This is a genomic window from Streptomyces chryseus (assembly GCF_014650755.1).
In the GTDB taxonomy this organism is placed as follows: domain Bacteria; phylum Actinomycetota; class Actinomycetes; order Streptomycetales; family Streptomycetaceae; genus Streptomyces; species Streptomyces chryseus.
On record NZ_BMVO01000002.1, the window covers coordinates 124,473 to 140,378 of the forward strand.

The 15,906-nt window shown below is 72.7% G+C and carries 18 protein-coding genes; 8 read left to right on the plus strand and 10 right to left on the minus strand.

The features are described from left to right. The first annotated feature begins 7 nt into the window (after window positions 1–7). On the plus strand, window positions 8–601 hold the full coding sequence (locus IE185_RS05175; protein ID WP_138898219.1) for a TetR/AcrR family transcriptional regulator: 594 nt from the start codon (window positions 8–10) through the stop codon (window positions 599–601). Window positions 602–750: 149 nt separating this feature from the next. On the opposite strand, the gene IE185_RS05180 is transcribed toward IE185_RS05175, so the two are convergent. From IE185_RS05180 to IE185_RS05205, 6 genes are all read right to left on the minus strand, one after another. Beyond that, window positions 751–1,971 (minus strand): acyl-CoA dehydrogenase family protein, encoded by a 1,221-nt coding sequence (locus tag IE185_RS05180; RefSeq protein WP_189714723.1) that lies wholly within the window; start codon window positions 1,969–1,971, stop codon window positions 751–753. A 9-nt stretch (window positions 1,972–1,980) separates the two neighbouring features. Continuing rightward, a complete protein-coding gene (locus IE185_RS05185; RefSeq protein WP_138897480.1) occupies window positions 1,981–3,006 on the minus strand; it encodes a phosphotransferase family protein in 1,026 nt (341 codons plus the stop codon). Between the two features lie 93 nt (window positions 3,007–3,099). Beyond that, window positions 3,100–4,011 carry an MBL fold metallo-hydrolase gene (locus IE185_RS05190; protein ID WP_138897479.1) on the minus strand — a complete coding sequence of 304 codons (912 nt, stop codon included), beginning with the start codon at window positions 4,009–4,011 and terminating at the stop codon, window positions 3,100–3,102. A gap of 109 nt (window positions 4,012–4,120) precedes the next feature. After that, window positions 4,121–4,417, minus strand: coding sequence for a hypothetical protein (locus IE185_RS05195; protein WP_138897478.1), 297 nt, complete (start codon window positions 4,415–4,417; stop codon window positions 4,121–4,123). Between the two features lie 149 nt (window positions 4,418–4,566). After that, a complete protein-coding gene (locus IE185_RS05200; RefSeq protein WP_138897477.1) occupies window positions 4,567–4,896 on the minus strand; it encodes a DUF202 domain-containing protein in 330 nt (109 codons plus the stop codon). Further along, complete coding sequence (locus IE185_RS05205; protein ID WP_138897476.1) at window positions 4,893–5,291, minus strand: YidH family protein; 399 nt, start codon at window positions 5,289–5,291, stop codon at window positions 4,893–4,895. The genes IE185_RS05200 and IE185_RS05205 overlap by 4 nt, the downstream gene beginning before the upstream one ends. A gap of 52 nt (window positions 5,292–5,343) precedes the next feature. Between IE185_RS05205 and IE185_RS05210 the strand changes: the two genes are divergently transcribed. Continuing rightward, window positions 5,344–6,081, plus strand: coding sequence for a hypothetical protein (locus tag IE185_RS05210; RefSeq protein WP_138897475.1), 738 nt, complete (start codon window positions 5,344–5,346; stop codon window positions 6,079–6,081). A 35-nt stretch (window positions 6,082–6,116) separates the two neighbouring features. On the opposite strand, the gene IE185_RS05215 is transcribed toward IE185_RS05210, so the two are convergent. Next, window positions 6,117–6,656, minus strand: a complete 540-nt coding sequence (locus IE185_RS05215; RefSeq protein WP_138897474.1) for an NUDIX hydrolase — start codon at window positions 6,654–6,656, stop codon at window positions 6,117–6,119. A 112-nt stretch (window positions 6,657–6,768) separates the two neighbouring features. On the opposite strand from IE185_RS05215, the gene IE185_RS05220 reads away from it, so the two are divergent. Further along, window positions 6,769–8,424 carry an FAD-binding dehydrogenase gene (locus tag IE185_RS05220; protein ID WP_189714725.1) on the plus strand — a complete coding sequence of 552 codons (1,656 nt, stop codon included), beginning with the start codon at window positions 6,769–6,771 and terminating at the stop codon, window positions 8,422–8,424. 5 nt (window positions 8,425–8,429) lie between these two features. Here the strand turns inward: IE185_RS05220 and IE185_RS05225 are convergent, their stop codons facing one another. Then, window positions 8,430–8,858, minus strand: coding sequence for an ASCH domain-containing protein (locus tag IE185_RS05225; RefSeq protein WP_189714727.1), 429 nt, complete (start codon window positions 8,856–8,858; stop codon window positions 8,430–8,432). A 235-nt stretch (window positions 8,859–9,093) separates the two neighbouring features. Between IE185_RS05225 and IE185_RS05230 the strand changes: the two genes are divergently transcribed. The 4 genes from IE185_RS05230 to IE185_RS05245 all read left to right on the plus strand — a co-directional run bounded on the left by IE185_RS05230 (window position 9,094) and on the right by IE185_RS05245 (window position 13,089). Continuing rightward, entirely contained in the window at window positions 9,094–10,044 is a 951-nt protein-coding gene (locus IE185_RS05230) for a hypothetical protein (protein WP_138896726.1), read from the plus strand. A gap of 59 nt (window positions 10,045–10,103) precedes the next feature. Then, window positions 10,104–11,657: an APC family permease gene (locus IE185_RS05235; protein WP_138896728.1), complete on the plus strand. Its 1,554-nt coding sequence runs from the start codon at window positions 10,104–10,106 to the stop codon at window positions 11,655–11,657. A 132-nt stretch (window positions 11,658–11,789) separates the two neighbouring features. Next, window positions 11,790–12,455 carry a molybdopterin-dependent oxidoreductase gene (locus IE185_RS05240; RefSeq protein WP_138896727.1) on the plus strand — a complete coding sequence of 222 codons (666 nt, stop codon included), beginning with the start codon at window positions 11,790–11,792 and terminating at the stop codon, window positions 12,453–12,455. Then, complete coding sequence (locus tag IE185_RS05245; protein WP_138896725.1) at window positions 12,439–13,089, plus strand: cytochrome b/b6 domain-containing protein; 651 nt, start codon at window positions 12,439–12,441, stop codon at window positions 13,087–13,089. The genes IE185_RS05240 and IE185_RS05245 overlap by 17 nt, the downstream gene beginning before the upstream one ends. Here the strand turns inward: IE185_RS05245 and IE185_RS05250 are convergent. Together IE185_RS05250 and IE185_RS05255 are read right to left on the minus strand one after the other, a co-directional pair. Beyond that, on the minus strand, window positions 13,086–14,483 hold the full coding sequence (locus IE185_RS05250) for a GntT/GntP/DsdX family permease (RefSeq protein WP_138896724.1): 1,398 nt from the start codon (window positions 14,481–14,483) through the stop codon (window positions 13,086–13,088). The genes IE185_RS05245 and IE185_RS05250 overlap by 4 nt on opposite strands. An 8-nt stretch (window positions 14,484–14,491) precedes the next feature. Beyond that, the gene (locus IE185_RS05255) at window positions 14,492–15,016 is read right to left on the minus strand and encodes a gluconokinase (protein WP_138896723.1); all 525 of its coding nucleotides are present in this window, start codon (window positions 15,014–15,016) and stop codon (window positions 14,492–14,494) included. Window positions 15,017–15,152: 136 nt separating this feature from the next. Here IE185_RS05255 and IE185_RS05260 point away from each other — a divergent pair, with 136 nt between their 5' ends. Further along, the gene (locus IE185_RS05260; RefSeq protein WP_138896722.1) at window positions 15,153–15,854 is read left to right on the plus strand and encodes a FadR/GntR family transcriptional regulator; all 702 of its coding nucleotides are present in this window, start codon (window positions 15,153–15,155) and stop codon (window positions 15,852–15,854) included. Window positions 15,855–15,906 lie beyond the last annotated feature (52 nt).

Here is a 15,906-nt window from a genome sequence, read left to right on the forward strand (position 1 = left end):
GGCGGCCATGGCCAGGACGACGGACGGAAGCGGCATTCCCGTCCCCCAGAGGCTGCTGGCCGCCGCCACCCGCCTGTTCGCCGAGCGCGGCTACGACCGCACGTCGGTGCAGGAGATCGTCGAGGCGGCGGGCGTCACCAAGGGCGCGCTCTACCACTACTTCGGTTCCAAGGACGACCTGCTGCACGAGGTGTACGCCCGGGTCCTGCGGCTCCAGCAGGAGCGGCTCGACGCGTTCGCCGACGCGGACGCGCCGGTGGAGCGGCGGCTGCGGGACGCGGCGGCGGACGTGGTGGTGACCACCATCGACAACCTCGACGACGCGTCGATCTTCTTCCGGTCCATGCACCACCTGAGCCCGGAGAAGGACAAGCAGGTACGGGCCGAGCGGCGGCGCTACCACGAGCGGTTCCGGGCGCTGGTGGAGGAGGGGCAGCGGGAGGGCGTGTTCTCGACCGCGACCCCGGCCGATCTGGTGGTGGACTACCACTTCGGGTCGGTCCACCACCTGTCGACCTGGTACCGCCCCGACGGCCCGCTCACGCCCCAGCAGGTGGCGGACCACCTGGCGGACCTGCTGCTGCGGGCGCTGCGGCCGTAGGCGGTGGCGCGGGGCGAGCCCGCCCGGCGGCGATCTCCAGCCCCTCCGGCGAGGACCCGGGCCCGGGGCGGCGCCCCGTTCGGTAAGGGGCGGGGTGGGGACAGGCCCGCCCGTCGGCGCACCGCACCCCCCGCCCACCCCGGCCCGCGCTACACGTACCGCCCCAGCTCCCGCCGCGCCAGCGACCGCTGGTGGACCTCGTCCGGGCCGTCCGCCAGCTTCAGCGTCCGCGCCCCCGCCCACAGCTCCGCCAGCGGGAAGTCCTGGCTGACGCCGCCCGCGCCGTGCAGCTGCACCGCCTTGTCGAGGATGTCGACGACCGCACGCGGTGTTGCGATCTTGATGGCCTGGATCTCCGTGTGCGCCCCGCGATTGCCCACCGTGTCCATCAGCCACGCCGTCTTCAGCACGAGCAGCCGCAACTGCTCGACCGCCACCCGCGCGTCCGCGATCCAGGTGTGCACCACGCCCTGCTGGGCGAGGGACTTGCCGAAGGCCGTACGCCCGACCGCCCGCCGGCACATCAGCTCGATCGCCCGCTCCGCCATGCCGATCAGCCGCATGCAGTGGTGGATCCGGCCCGGTCCGAGCCGTGCCTGGGCGATGGCGAAACCGCCGCCCTCCTCGCCGACCAGGGCCGACGCCGGCACCCGCGCCCCGTGGAAGACGACCTCCGCGTGCCCGCCGTGGGAGTGGTCCTCGTACCCGTACACCTGCATCGCGCGCCGGATCTCGACCCCCGGCGTGTCCCGCGGCACCAGGATCATCGACTGCTGGCGGCGGACGTCCGCGCCGTCCGGGTCGGTCTTGCCCATGACGATGAAGATCTTGCAGTCGGGGTTCATCGCCCCGGAGATGTACCACTTGCGCCCGGTGACGACGTACTCGCTCCCGTCGGCGGACCGCTCGATCCGGGTCTCGATGTTCGTCGCGTCCGACGAGGCCACCTCCGGCTCGGTCATCGCGAAGGCGGACCGGATCTCACCCCTCAGCAGCGGCTCCAGCCACTGCTTCTTCTGCTCGTCCGACGCGAACTGCGCCAGCAGCTCCATGTTCCCGGTGTCCGGCGCCGCGCAGTTCAGCGCGGTGGGCGCGAGCTGCGGGCTGCGGCCGGTGATCTCGGCGAGCGGCGCGTACTGGAGGTTGGTGAGCCCGGCGCCGTACTCCGCGTCCGGCAGGAAGAGGTTCCACAGGCCCTGCCTGCGGGCCTCCGCCTTGAGGTCCTCCACGACCTGCGGGGTGTCCCACGGCGAGGCGAGCCGCTCGCGCTGCTCGTGCGCGACGGCCTCGGCCGGATACACGAACTCGTCCATGAACGCGAGGAGTTTGGCGCGGAGCTCTTCGGTCCGTGCGTCGTATGCGAAATCCATGGCGGGGTCTCAGCCTTCCTGAAGGGTGGTCAGGCCGTGCTCGATGAACACGGGCACGAGGTCGCCGATCCGGTCGAAGCCGGCGCCGACGGTCTGCCCGAGCGTGTAGCGGTAGTGGATGCCTTCGAGGATCACGGCGAGCTTGAACCAGGCGAACGCCGTGTACCAGGCGATGGCGGAGGTGTCCCGGCCGGACCCGGCGGCGTACCGCTCGACGATCTCGCGGGCCGACGGATGGCCCGGCGCGCCGGCCGTCGTGGAGACCGGGGAGTCGGGCAGCCCCAGCTCGGAGCTGTACATGACCAGCAGCCCGAGGTCGGTGAGCGGGTCGCCCAGCGTCGACATCTCCCAGTCGAGGATCGCCCGGATCCGGTCGCCCTCCCCGCCGATCAGGACGTTGTCGAGCCGGTAGTCGCCGTGTACGACCGTCGGCCTCGGGGAGTCGGGCAGGGAGCGTCCGAGCGCGGCGTGCAGTTCGTCGATGCCCGCCAGCTCACGGTCGCGGGAGGCGTCGAGCTGCTTGCCCCAGCGGCGCAACTGCCGGTCCAGGAAGCCCTCGGGGCGGCCGAAGTCGCCCAGGCCGACCGCCTCGGGGTCCACGGCGTGCAGGGTCACCAAGGTGTCGACCAGGCCGAACACGGCCGCGCGGGTGCGCTCGGCGCCGAGCGCGGCCAGCTCGTCGGCCGTACGGTACGGGACGCCCTCCACGAACTCCATGACGTAGAACGGCGATCCGACCACCGACTCGTCCTCGCACAGCAGCAGTGGCCCGGGCACCGGTACGTCGGTCGGGTGCAGCGCGCTGATCACCCTGAACTCGCGCTTCATGTCGTGCGCGGTCGCCAGCACGTGGCCGAGCGGCGGCCGCCGCACCACCCACCGGGACGTGCCGTCCGTGACGGCGTACGTCAGGTTCGAGCGGCCGCCCTCGATGAGCCGGACGCTGAGCGGCCCGCTCACCAGCCCCGGCCGCGCGCGGTCGAGATGGGCGCGCAACCGCTCGGGATCGAGACCTGGCGGGTGAACAGCACTCATGGGGGCACCTCCGAGGGCGGACAGGACGTCGCGTCTCATCATGCCGACCAGTCGGTATGCCGTCCAGTGGGCCGACGTGACCCGAGACGTGGATCACGCGTGGCAGGCGACCGGTTTCCCGCCGTTCATGACCGCCATGTCGCCGAAGACGAGCAGCGGGTCGAGCGGCGAGCCCTCCGGGGCGCCGTCCAGTTCGGCGTACGCGCGGTGCAGGTTGGCGACGAGCCGCTCGCTCTCGCGCAGGCCGCCGAAGGGCCCGGGGCCGGCCTCCCGGGCGGTCTCCAGGGGCGTACGGCCCTGGGCGTGCCCGGCCTCGGCGACCTCGGCGACGTACCGCAGGTAGCTTTCGGTCGCGTCGTACGCCGACGGGTCGGTGACCGGGCCGTGGCCGGGCACGACGGTGTCGGCGCCGAGCGAGCGGAGCAGGCCGAGGGCGCGCAGGGACCCGCTCAGCGATCCCATGGGGAGGAACGGGGTGCCGCCCTGGAAGACCAGGTCGCCGGTGAAGACGACGCCGTACTCCGGCAGGTGGACGATCGAGTCGCCGGTGGTGTGCGCGACGCCCGGGTGGATCAGCCGCACCTCGGTCCCGCCCGCGTGCAGGGTCAGCCGCTCGCTGTACGTGAGGGTGGGGGCGGTGACGGTGATGTCGCCGAAGTCGTTGTCCGGCCACACGAGGTGCAGCTGGAGCCCGGCGGCGAGCACTTCGGCCCGGCAGGTGTCGTGCCCGACGATCGTGGCCCCGGGCACGAAGACGCTGTTGCCGTAGGTGTGGTCGCCGTGGTGGTGGGTGTTGACGACGGTGCGGGGGAGCGGCGCGCCCGTCGTCAGGAGCGCTTCGCGCAGGGCGTGCGCGCGGCGCTCGGTGGCCGCGGTGTCGACGAGGAGGGTCGAGGCGCCGTCGCTGACGAACCCGGCGTTGTTCAGGCACCATCCGCCGTCCGGCTGGATGTACGCGTGCACGGCGGGCGCGAGCTGGACGAGGTACGGGTCCGTGGCGGGCACTGGGTTCCCCCGGGTCGGTGTCGGGTCGTTCGGGGTTCGAACCGGTCGGGACGAGCCTGCCAGTCGGCGCCCGCCCGGGGGAAGGGAGGCCGGGTACCGGAACCTTTCCTCAGTGGTCGTCCCAGTGGCCGTCGTGAGCGGCGTGGCGGTGGCCGTCGTGGACGTAGTCGAGGTGGTCGCCGTGCCGGACGGCGGTGTGGCCGCAGTCCTGCCCGTGCGCGTGGGCGTGAGCGCCGTGCGCGCGGTGGTCCGCGGACTCGCACTCGTCCCAGTGTCCGGAGTGCTCCCGGTGCAGGTGCCCGTCGTGCGCGTAGTCGGTGTGGTCACCGTGCGGCACGGCGGTGTGCCCGCAGGCCGGCCCGTGCGCGTGCTCATGGGTGGCGTGCTCCTGGTGCAGGGCGCTCATGTACGTTCACCTCTGGTGCGATTCCGGATGATCTGCGGTACTTCCAAGCTAGCCCTGGGGGACCGCTCCGGTCGTCGGCCCCGCCCACGGCGCGTCCGTCCCGTGTTCCACCGGCCGCCGGTACCCACCCGTCGCCCGGCGCGCCCGGGTCACACGACGATCGCCACGGCGAAGGCGGCGAGGGCGATCGTGCAGAGCGTCGCGGTGAGCGCGGCCCGGGCCGGCATCGGCGCGGGCCGGGGGGCGCTGCCGAGGGTCCGGATGCGGTGGTGGGCGACCCGCAGGAAGCCGAGCCAGACGAGCAGGCAGAGCGCCGCGGCGATCAGCCCGGCCGGGCCGATCTCGTCGTGGACCGCCTGCTTCGCCGCCAGTACCGCCACCACCGTGCAGGCCAGCGTGGTCCTGCGCCAGGCCAGCCGGGTCCGCTCCGGCTGCAGGCCGGGGTCCCGTTCCCGGACGGCCGCGGCCGGGCCGGTCAACTGCCGCCCTCCCAGCCGAAGAGGACGACCACCACCATGACGACGGCGACGACCGCGACCACGACAGAGAGCACCGTCGGGAAACGGGTCACGGGCAGGTCCTCGCCGCGCCGCATGGCCCGCTCGCAGCGCACCCAGTGGTTGACCGCCCGCAGCGCGCACAGCACACCTGCCGCCAGCAGCCCGAGCGCCATCCCGGCGCGCACGCCCCACGCCAGTCCGGGCAGGAACTGGTCGACCGCGAAGCCGCCGCCGATGAGCGCCAGCGCCGTACGGATCCACGCCAGGAACGTGCGCTCGTTGGCCAGCGAGAAGCGGTAGTCGGGGGTCTCGCCCTCTTCCCGGACGCGCTGCGGCGCGAACCAGAGCCGCAGCCCCCGTACAAACTCGGTCACCCGCCGCACCCTACCGGCCCGGTTGTCAGTGGCCGCCCCTACGCTGCGGCGCATGGACGACGTGGTGCGCTTCCCCCTGTACGAGACGCGGTACGAGCTGGTCGGGGCCGAGGAACTGGCCGAGGACCCGGCGTTCTGGCTCGCGCACCTGTGGAGGACCGCGGGGGAGCCGCAGGAGACGGCCGAGCGCTTCGGCACGGACACGGCGGACCTCGACGCCGTGCTGGACCGGCTCAGCGACGAGGCACGGCCGTGGCCGGTCCTGCGGGTCCCCTTCGCCGGCGGGCACACCGCGGTCGTCGTCTACCGGAACTTCCCCGACGAGAGCGGCATCGACTTCTTCGTCCACCACCCCGACTGGGGGCGGACCGGCCACCTCGGACATTTCGACGGCCACGACGCGGGCCCCGGCCTCACCTGGGCGGAGCTGACGGCGATCGCCGCCTCCCCGGCGGACGGACGCGAGGGCCTCGACGACCCGTCGCGGCGCCTGCTGCTCCTGCTCCCGATGCTCGGTGACGCCGACACGCCCGACGACGCGGCGGCCGTCGTCGAGCGGGCCCTGACCGAATGCGGCATACCGGCCGACCGGGCCGCCGAGACCGCCGTACACCTGCTGGACACGAGCTTCTTCGGCGACGGCGCCCACTGGTACGTCACGGACGTCAGCCCGCTCGCCGTCTGCGACGAGCCGCACAGCCCCCGCAGGGTCCCGCTCGCGCGGGGCGTCACCGACGCGCAGGCGCGGGCCCTCGCCGACGCCCTGGCGGGGCGAGCCGCCGGGGCGTGATCAGAGCCTTGGCGGTGCGAGTGCTGGGGGCGTGATCAGGCCGGCCCTGGACCCCCCGGGCGCTCGAACGCGCGCAGCCGCTCCCAGGCCGCCAGGCCGTCCGGCACCCACTGCCACGCGCCGTCGGCGAGCCGGTGCTCCAGCTCGGCGGCGGTCAGGAAGGCGTGCCAGGCGACCTCCTCCGGCTGCGGGCTCACCGGCGGCTCGCAGCGCACCTCGTAGACGTACGACCACCAGGTCTGCGCCCCGTCCGGGCTCGCGTACAGGAACTTGAACAGGGGGACGGGCGAGGGCAGCCCGGACACGCCCAGCTCCTCCTGCGCCTCCCGCAGCGCGGCCTCGTCGTACGACTCGCCGGCCCCCACGACCCCGCCGACGAACATGTCGTACAGCGAGGGGAAGACCAGCTTCACCGGCGTCCGGCGGTGCACGAAGTACCGGCCTTCGCCGTCCCGCGCCAGGACGAAGACGCAGCGGTGGCGCAGGCCCCGTGCGTACACCTCGCCGCGCGGGGCCTGCCCGACCACCTCGTCGTTGTCGTCGACGACGTCCAGGATCTCGTCCGCGGGAGTCATGCGGACCATCCAACCCGATGGCGCCCGGCGGTTGACGCCCCGCCCGCCGCTGCCGAAGATCTGACGCACGGGTAACTTCTCGCCCCACCCGCCACCGGCAAGGACGGAAACCATGGCGTACGACGCTGACGTGATCGTGATCGGGGCGGGCCTCGCGGGCCTCGCGGCCACCGCCGAACTCGTCGACGCGGGCCGCAAGGTGATCCTGCTCGACCAGGAACCCGAGCAGTCCGTCGGCGGTCAGGCCCACTGGTCCTTCGGCGGGCTCTTCTTCGTCGACTCGCCCGAACAGCGCCGCATGCGTATCAAGGACAGCCACGAGCTCGCCCTCCAGGACTGGTACGGCACGGCGGGCTTCGACCGAGCCGAGGACCACTGGCCGCGCAAGTGGGCCGAGGCGTACGTCGACTTCGCGGCCGGGGAGAAGCGGGCGTGGCTGCACGGGCAGGGCGTGCGCTTCTTCCCAGTCGTCGGATGGGCCGAGCGCGGCGGCTACGACGCCACCGGGCACGGCAACTCCGTACCCCGCTTCCACATCACCTGGGGCACCGGCCCCGGCCTCGTCGCCCCGTTCGAGCGCCGGGTGCGCGAGGGCGTGGCGCGCGGTCTGGTCCAGCTGAGATTCCGCCACCGGGTCACCGGGCTCGACCGGAGCGCCGGCTCCGTGGACACCGTCACCGGCGAGATCCTTCAGCCCTCGGCCGTCGAGCGCGGGGCCGCCAGCAGCCGGGAGGTGGCCGGGACGTTCGAGTACCGGGCCCAGGCGGTGATCGTCACCTCGGGCGGCATCGGCGGCAACCACGCCCTCGTACGCGCCAACTGGCCCGAGCGGCTCGGCACCCCGCCCGCCTCGATGCTCTCCGGCGTGCCCGCGCACGTCGACGGCCTGATGCTCGGTGTCACGGAGGCGGCGGGCGGCCGCATGATCAACCGCGACCGGATGTGGCACTACACCGAGGGCATCCAGAACTGGAACCCGGTCTGGGCCAAGCACGGCATCCGTATCCTGCCCGGCCCCTCGTCGCTGTGGTTCGACGCGCGCGGCAAACGCCTGCCGGTGCCGCTCTTCCCCGGCTTCGACACGCTGGGCACGCTCGACCACATCATGCGGACGGGGTACGACTACACCTGGTTCGTCCTCGACCAGAAGATCATCGGCAAGGAGTTCGCGCTGTCGGGTTCCGAGCAGAACCCGGACCTCACCGGCAAGTCCGTCCGTGGCGTGCTGGGCCGCGCGCGGGCCGATGTCCCCGGCCCGGTCCGGGCGTTCATGGACAAGGGCGCGGACTTCGTCGTCGAGAAGGACCTGGCGTCACTGGTGCGCGGCATGAACGCGCTCACCGAGGAGCCCTTGATCGACGAGGCGGAGCTGCGCCGGGAGATCACCGCGCGGGACCGGGAGATCACCAACACCTTCACCAAGGACCTCCAGGTCATGGCGATCCGCGGCGCCCGCAACTACCTGGGCGACAAACTGATCCGCACGGCCGCGCCGCACCGCCTCCTCGACCCCCAGGCGGGCCCGCTCATCGCCGTACGCCTGCACATCCTCACCCGCAAGTCGCTCGGCGGCCTGGAGACCGACCTGTCGTCGCGCGTGCTCACGGAGGGCGGCGACGCGCTGCCGGGTGTGTACGCCGCCGGGGAGGCGGCGGGGTTCGGGGGAGGGGGCGTCCACGGGTACCGCTCCCTGGAGGGCACGTTCCTCGGCGGCTGCCTCTTCTCCGGCCGCACGGCGGGCCGCGCCGCCGCGCGCGCGGTGGCGTAGGACCCTCAGCTCCGCAGGCGCTCCACGACCCGGAAGCGCTCCGCGACGATCATGGTCGTGTCGTCGACGGTGAACTCCGGGTCGCCCAGCGCCTCGCGCATCTCCTCGCTGTGCCAGAACCTCTCGTGCCCCGCGCGCCACTCGGCCACCGAGGTGTGGCCCTCGCCCTCGTCCAGCGCGTGGCGCAGGTCCACTTCGCCGAGCGCCAGGACCCGTACCCCGGTGAGCTCGATCACCGCCACCTCGCGGCCGTCCGAGTCGATCACCACCGACCGCTCGCCGACCGGTGGCAGCTCTTCCTGCTCGGCCTCGTACTCGGCGAGCAGCCCGGTGGTCGAGACCTTCTCGCCCGACAGCACGGCGGCCACCAGCCGGTCCCGCAGCGGCCCGGGGAAGGCCAGGAGGTACGGCGGAAGCGAAGAGTGTGCAGACATGCGGCCAGCCTAGGCCCCGTGCGGCGGGGCGGGCGGACGGCCGTCCGGGGCCGCCGGACGGGCGGGCGGACGGGGCCAGGTCCGGCGGGCCGGGCGGGTCGGTGCAGGTGGGTGCCCGTTCAACTACCGGATGTCGGCCGAAAGTTGGTTTAGACCGCCCTTGACGTGGAGTGCCCCCTACCGCTTTGCTGTGCGTGATCAAACGCTCGCACACTGCGCCGTGGAGGACCCGCGGATGCCCCCACCTCCGCCACCCCTCGGCCGCTCGCGCCGCCGCAGCGACCCGACGTTCGACGCCGCCCTCGACGACGCCGAACTCGTCACCGTACGCGGGCAGCTGTCCCAGGGGCGCTGGACCAGGGCGCGCTCCCTGCTCGCCGCGACCGGCGACGACTGGGACCGCCGCGGCCACCGTCTCGTCGTACTCGCCCAGGCCAACGGCGCCGCCGCCTGGGCCGGCGACTGGCTGCTAGCCGAGCCCGAGAGCGCCGACGCCGTCACCCTCATCGCCTGCGCCGCCGTCCTCGGCGCGCTGCGCGGCAAGGACTCCGAGGGCCGCGCCCGCGAAGCCTGCCGCCGCGCCGCAGACCGCTCGCCGGCCGACCCGACGCCGTGGCTCGGCCTGCTGCTCCTGGCCCGTTCGCTGGGCACGGAGGAGGAGGTCGGCCAGCTCTTCGACCAGGTGCGGCTGCGCCACCCCGAGCACCACCACGCCCACCACCTGATGGCCGCCCGCCTCGCCGAACGCCGCCCGGACATAGGCAACGACCCGCTCCACGAGGTGTACGACTTCGCCGCCTGGGCCGCCGAGCAGGCGCCCGCCGACTCCCCGCTCGCCGTACTCCCCGTGGTGGCGCACGCCGAGCGCTACCGCGCCCTCGCCCTCGCGGGCCAGGAACCGATGGACCCGGCGGCCTCCGCGCACTGGTCGGGCCGGCGCGCCCGCCAGGTGATGAAGGCGGCGTTCGACTGGTGGCTGGAGTGGGAGCACGAGGGCCACCCGCGCCGGCACATCGACCTCAACTACCTGGCCCACGCGAAGCTCTGCGAGGGCAGGCCCGCCGAGGCCGCCGCCCTCCTCAACCGCATCGGCCCCCACGCCACCGAAGCCCCGTGGTCGTACCCCGACCGCGACCCGCACAAGGCCTTCCGCGCCGCGCGCAGCGCCGCGCTCGGGATCGCATGACCCAGCACGTCCAGGCCAAGGCCAACGCCACCTCACCGAAGCGAAGGGACCAGCCCGCCATGTCGACGGGAAGTTCGAGCACGAGCGAGAGAAGCAGACAAGCCGCGGACAGCGGCGAGATCCGTACGTACAAGGGGCAGGAGCGCGCCCTGCGCGCCGGCCGTCTCGGCACGACCGGGCTCCTGCTGTCCGTACTGGCCGCGAGCGCCCCGCTCATGGTCGTCGCAGGTGTCATGCCCACTACATACGGCGTGATGGGGATCGTCGGCCAGCCCCTGCTCTTCGTCATCCTCGGCGTGGTCCTGATGCTGTTCAGCGTCGGATACGCCGAGATGAGCCGCCACGTCCACAACGCCGGCGCCTTCTACGCGTATATAGCCCGCGGCCTCGGCCCGACCGCCGGCGCCGGAGCGTCCCTGGTCGCCCTCGTCGCGTACAGCGCCATGCAGGTCGGCATCTACGGCATCCTCGGCTTCGAGATCTCCGGGATCTTCGCCGCCTACCTCGACATCACCCTCGCCTGGTGGATCCCCGCCCTCGTCGCCGTGCTGGTCGTCGGCGCGCTCGGCTGGCTCAAGATCGACCTCAACGCCAAGGTGCTCGGCGTCCTGCTCGTCGTCGAGTGCGCGCTCGTCGTGATCTTCGACGTGGCGGCCATCGTCGAGCCGGCGAAGGAGGGCCTGTCCCTCCAGGCGTTCAACCCCGAAACCCTCACCGGCGCCGGACTCGGCACCGCGCTCTGCTTCTGCATCGCCGCCTTCGTCGGCTTCGAGCAGGCCCCGGTGTACGCCGAGGAGACCAGCCGCCCGCAGATCGTCGTCTCGCGCGTGATGTTCCTCGCCGTCGGTTACGCCGCGCTCTTTTTGGCCCTCAGCGCCTGGGCGCTCAGCGTCGCCGCCGGACCCGGGCAGATCGTCGAGGTGGCGGGGGAGCAGGGGCCCGGACTCCTCTTCGCGCTCACCGAGAGCCGGCTCGGCTCCACCTTCACCGACGTCCTCCACATCCTCTTCGTCACCGGCATGTTCGCCGCGCTGCTCAGCTTCCACAACGTCGTCGCGCGGTACGCGTTCGCCATGGGCCGCGAGGGCCTACTGCCGGCCTCCTTCGGCCGTACGAACAAGACGAGCGGCGCCCCCGCCGCCGGTTCGCTGCTCCAGTCCGGCCTCTCCCTCGCCGTCGTCCTCGCCTTCGCGGTCAGCGACGACAAGCCGGCCGGCGACCCGACCGTGCCCGTGCTGCACCTGTTCACCTGGATGGGCAACGTCGGCGCGCTCGGCGTCATCCTGCTGATGGCCGCCGCCTCCGTCGCCGTCATCGCCTTCTTCGTACGCCGGGGAGCCGGCCGGGCGCAGGCCGGACGCCTGGTGGCCTCGGGCATCGCCGCGGTGGCCCTGCTGGTCATCGCCTTCTACACGGTGCGGGACTTCGACGTGCTCGTGGGCGCGGGTCCCGGCTCGGCGCTCAGCTGGATCCTGCCGGGCGTCATCGGCGTCGCGCTCGTCGGCGGGCTGGTGTACGGGGCGGTGCTCCGCTCGGCGAAGCCCGAGGTGCACGCCCGGATCGGCCTGGGCAACGAGGCCTTCCAGCTGGAGAAGCAGGCCGGCGAGATGTGACGGAAGACGGACGGACCCCCGCGGTCGCTGGCCCTCGGCGGCCGCGGGTGTTCGAATGGTCCTGTGACACCTGGACCACCGCCCGGCCCGGACGGCGGCGGCGCGCCCGTCGGCCGCCGGCTCGTCCTCGGCATGCTGGGCCTGGGCGCCGTGGGCCTGGCCACCGCGCCGTACCTCCAGAAGGGGCTCGAATCCTTTCTCGGCGCGGCCGCGGACAAGGACCCCACCGGCCTGACCGGCCTGCTGCCCAACGGCGGCGGCTTCCGCTACTACTCCGTCGCCTCCTCCGTGCCCCGCAAGGGCCCGGACACCTACCGGCTGACGGTCGACGGGCTGGTGGACAGGCCCGCGACGTACGCGCTCGACGACCTGCGGGCGATGAAGCAGACGCGCCTGGTGCGCGACGTCCAGTGCGTCACCGGCTGGCGGGTCCCGCGGACCCCCTTCGAAGGGGTGCGGCTGTCGGCGCTGCTGGCCGCCGCGGGGGTACGGCCCGGGGCGAAGGCCGTCCGCTTCACCTGCTTCGACGGCACGTACAGCGAAAGCCTCACCCTCCAGCAGGCCGACCGCAGGGACGTACTGGTCGCCCTGCGCATGCGCGACGAGCCGCTCGGCCACGCGCACGGCGGCCCCGCGCGGCTGTACGTCGCGCCCATGTACTTCTACAAGTCCGCGAAGTGGCTCTCCGGCATCACCGTCACGTCCGAGGTCCGGCCCGGCTACTGGGAGAAGCGCGGTTACGACGTCGACGCCTGGGTCGGCCGCTCCAACGGACGCGACGATGCCCCCACGGTCTGAACCGGACTCCCGGCTGCGCCGCTTCAGCCGCGCCGAGCGCTGGGTGCACCGCGCCACGGCGGGGCTGACGCTGCTGTGCGTCGCGACGGCGGCCTGTCTGTACGTCCCGCAGCTCGCCGAACTCGTCGGACGCCGCCACCTGGTGGTCACCGTGCACGAGTGGTCGGGGCTGCTGATCCCGGCGCCGCTCCTGCTCGGCCTGGCCTCCCGGGCGGTGCGGGCGGACCTCGGCCGGCTCAACCGCTTCGGGCCGCACGACCGGCGGTGGCTGAAGGCCGCGCTGCGGCGGGACACGCGCCAGGCGTCCCGCCCCGCCGGGAAGTTCAACGCGGGGCAGAAGCTCTACGCGGGCTGGATGGCGGGGGCGGTGCTGGTGATGCTCGGTACCGGGCTGCTGATGTGGTTCACCGGCCTGGCCCCGCTGGTCTGGCGGACGAGCGCCACCTTCGTCCACGACTGGCTCGCCCTCGCCATGGGCGTCGTGATCGCCGGGCACATCGCAATGGCCCTGGCACGGCCGGAGTCCCGGCGCGGCATGCGCACCGGGACGGTCGACCGCGCGTGGGCGGAGGTGGAACACCCGCTGTGGGCGCAGGAGGTGAACAGCCGACGGGACCTGGAGGACGGGACCTAGAGAACGAGTGACAACAGCAGGACGAAGCCCAGCGAGACCACCGAGATGATCGTCTCCATCACCGACCAGGTCTTGATCGTCTGGCCGACGTCCATGCCGAAGTACTCCTTCACCAGCCAGAACCCCGCGTCGTTGACGTGGCTGAAGAAGAGCGAGCCCGCGCCGACCGCGAGGACCAGCAGCGCCGCGTGGGAGGCCGACATGTCCGCCGCCAACGGGGCCACCAGACCCGCCGCCGAGATGGTGGCGACCGTGGCGGACCCCGTCGCGAGCCGGATGGCGACGGCGATCAGCCAGGCCAGCAGCAGCGTCGGGATCGCCCAGTCCTCGGAGAAGTCCAGGATCATCTGGCCGACGCCCACGTCGATGAGCGTCTGCTTGAAGCCGCCGCCCGCGCCGACGATCATCAGCACGCCCGCGATCGGGGCGAGCGACTTCTCGACGGTCGAGGACAGCCGGTCCTTGGTGAATCCGGCGGCGCGGCCCAGTGTGAACAGCCCCACCAGTACGGCGGCGAGCAGCGCGATCAGCGGCGAGCCGATGACGTCCGTGACCCGCTGGACGGCGTTCTCGGGGTCGTCGACGACGATGTCCACGAGCGCCTTGGCCAGCATGAGCACGACCGGCAGCATGACGGTGGCCACGGTCGCCCCGAAGCCGGGGCGGTGCTCCAGGTCCTCCGAGGGACGCTGCGGGATCATGCGTTCCGGCGCCGGGATGTCCACCCAGCGGGCGGCGTACTTCGAGAACACCGGCCCCGCGATGATCACGGTCGGGATCGCGACGAGCACACCGAGCCCCAGCGTGATGCCCAGGTTGGCCCCGATCGCGTCGATCGCCACCAGCGGCCCGGGGTGCGGCGGGATCAGCCCGTGCATCACGGACAGGCCGGCCAGCGCCGGGATGCCGATCCGCATCAGCGAGTAGTTGCCGCGCTTGGCCACCAGCAGCACCACGGGGATCAGCAGCACGATGCCGACCTCGAAGAAGAGCGGCAGCCCGATGATGCTGGCGATCAGCACCATCGCCCACGGCATCGCACGGCCGCTCGCCCTCGCCAGGATCGTGTCGACGATCTGGTCCGCGCCGCCGGAGTCGGCCAGCAGCTTGCCGAGGACCGCGCCGAGCGCGATGAGCACGCCGACGCCGGCGACCGTGTTGCCCAGGCCCGTCGAGAAGCTGGCGATCGTCTTGTCGAGCGGGGCGCCCGCGAACGCCCCGAGTGCCAGCGATCCGATGGTCAGCGCCAGGAAGGCGTGGAGCTTGAACTTCGTGATGAGCAGGACGATGACGGCGATGCCGGCGAGGACGGCTATCCCGAGCTGGGCGTTGCCCGCCGAGGTGATCGGCTCGACGGCGCCCGCTGCCAGCGTCTCGACGCTGAGACTGGTCACGGTGGGCTCTACTTTCTGAAGTCGTTGCTGTCGAGCCGGCGCAGGGCCGCGACGGCTCGTTCGGTGATGTCCTCGGGAGACCCCGCGACGTCCACGGACACGCCTGCCTCGTCGACCTGGAGCGGCTGGAGGGCGGCGTACTGCGAATCGAGCAGCGCGGTCGGCATGAAGTGGCCCCTGCGCTCCCGCATCCGCCCCTCGATCAGCTCCCGGTCGCCCGTGAGGTGCAGGAACACCGCACCGGGCGCCGCCGCGCGCAGCCGGTCGCGGTAGGCGCGCTTGAGGGCGGAGCTGCTGACGACGCCGCCGAGCCCCGAGCGGCCGTGCGCCCACGCGCCGATCGCGTCGAGCCAGGGCAGGCGGTCCGCGTCGTCCAGCGGGGTGCCGGCCGACATCTTGGCGATGTTGGCCGGCGGGTGGAAGTCGTCACCCTCGGCGTACGGGACACCGAGCCGGCCAGCGAGCAGGGGACCGATGGTGGTCTTGCCGGTCCCTGCCACGCCCATCACCACGACGACGTGGGGGGTGTTCATGAGTGGAGTGCCTCGCTGTCTTCATCGACATCGGTCCGTCGCGCTACTGAAACCTATTAGGTACGACGTATTCAAGAGGCTGTGACATAAACGTCGTACTTTTTGTTGCCGGCGCCCGCCCCGTACGCTGAGCCCCATGACCAACCAGGCCCGGGGGCTGCACGCCCAGCTGCTGGAAAGCCTCGGTCCCGCGATCACCGCCGGTGAGTACCCGCCCGGCAGCGTGTTGCGTACGGACGAGCTCGCCCAGCGCTTCGACGTCTCCCGCACGGTGATCCGCGAGGCGGTCCGGGTCCTGGAGTCGATGCACCTGGTGGAGTCGCGCCGCCGGGTCGGCGTGACGGTGCGCCCCACCGAGGAGTGGAACGTCTACGACCCGCAGGTCATCCGGTGGCGGCTGGCCGGCGCCGACCGGCCCCGCCAGCTGCGCTCGCTGACCGTGCTGCGCTCCGCCGTGGAGCCGGTGGCGGCCGGACTCGCCGCGCGGTTCGCCACACCGGAGCAGTGCGCGGCGCTCACCGAGGAGGCGCTGGGCATGGTCGCGACCTCGCGGGGCCGGCAGCTCGACGCGTACCTCGTGCACGACATCGCGTTCCACCGCGTCGTACTGCGTGCATCAGGCAACGAGATGTTCGCCCGGCTCGGCGACGTGGTGGCGGAGGTGCTCAGCGGACGCACCCGGCACCAGGTGATGTTCGAGGATCCCGACCCCGCCGCCGTCACGCTGCACGTCCAAGTCGCCGAAGCGGTACGGGAAGGAGACGCGGACCGGGCGGAACGGCTCACCCGTGAGATCGCCGTCGGCGCCCTCCAGGAGCTCGACGTCCTCGCCCCGTGAGCGCCCGGAATGTCCGCCCCATTATCCTTTTGTTCGTTCTGAATCAACTCTC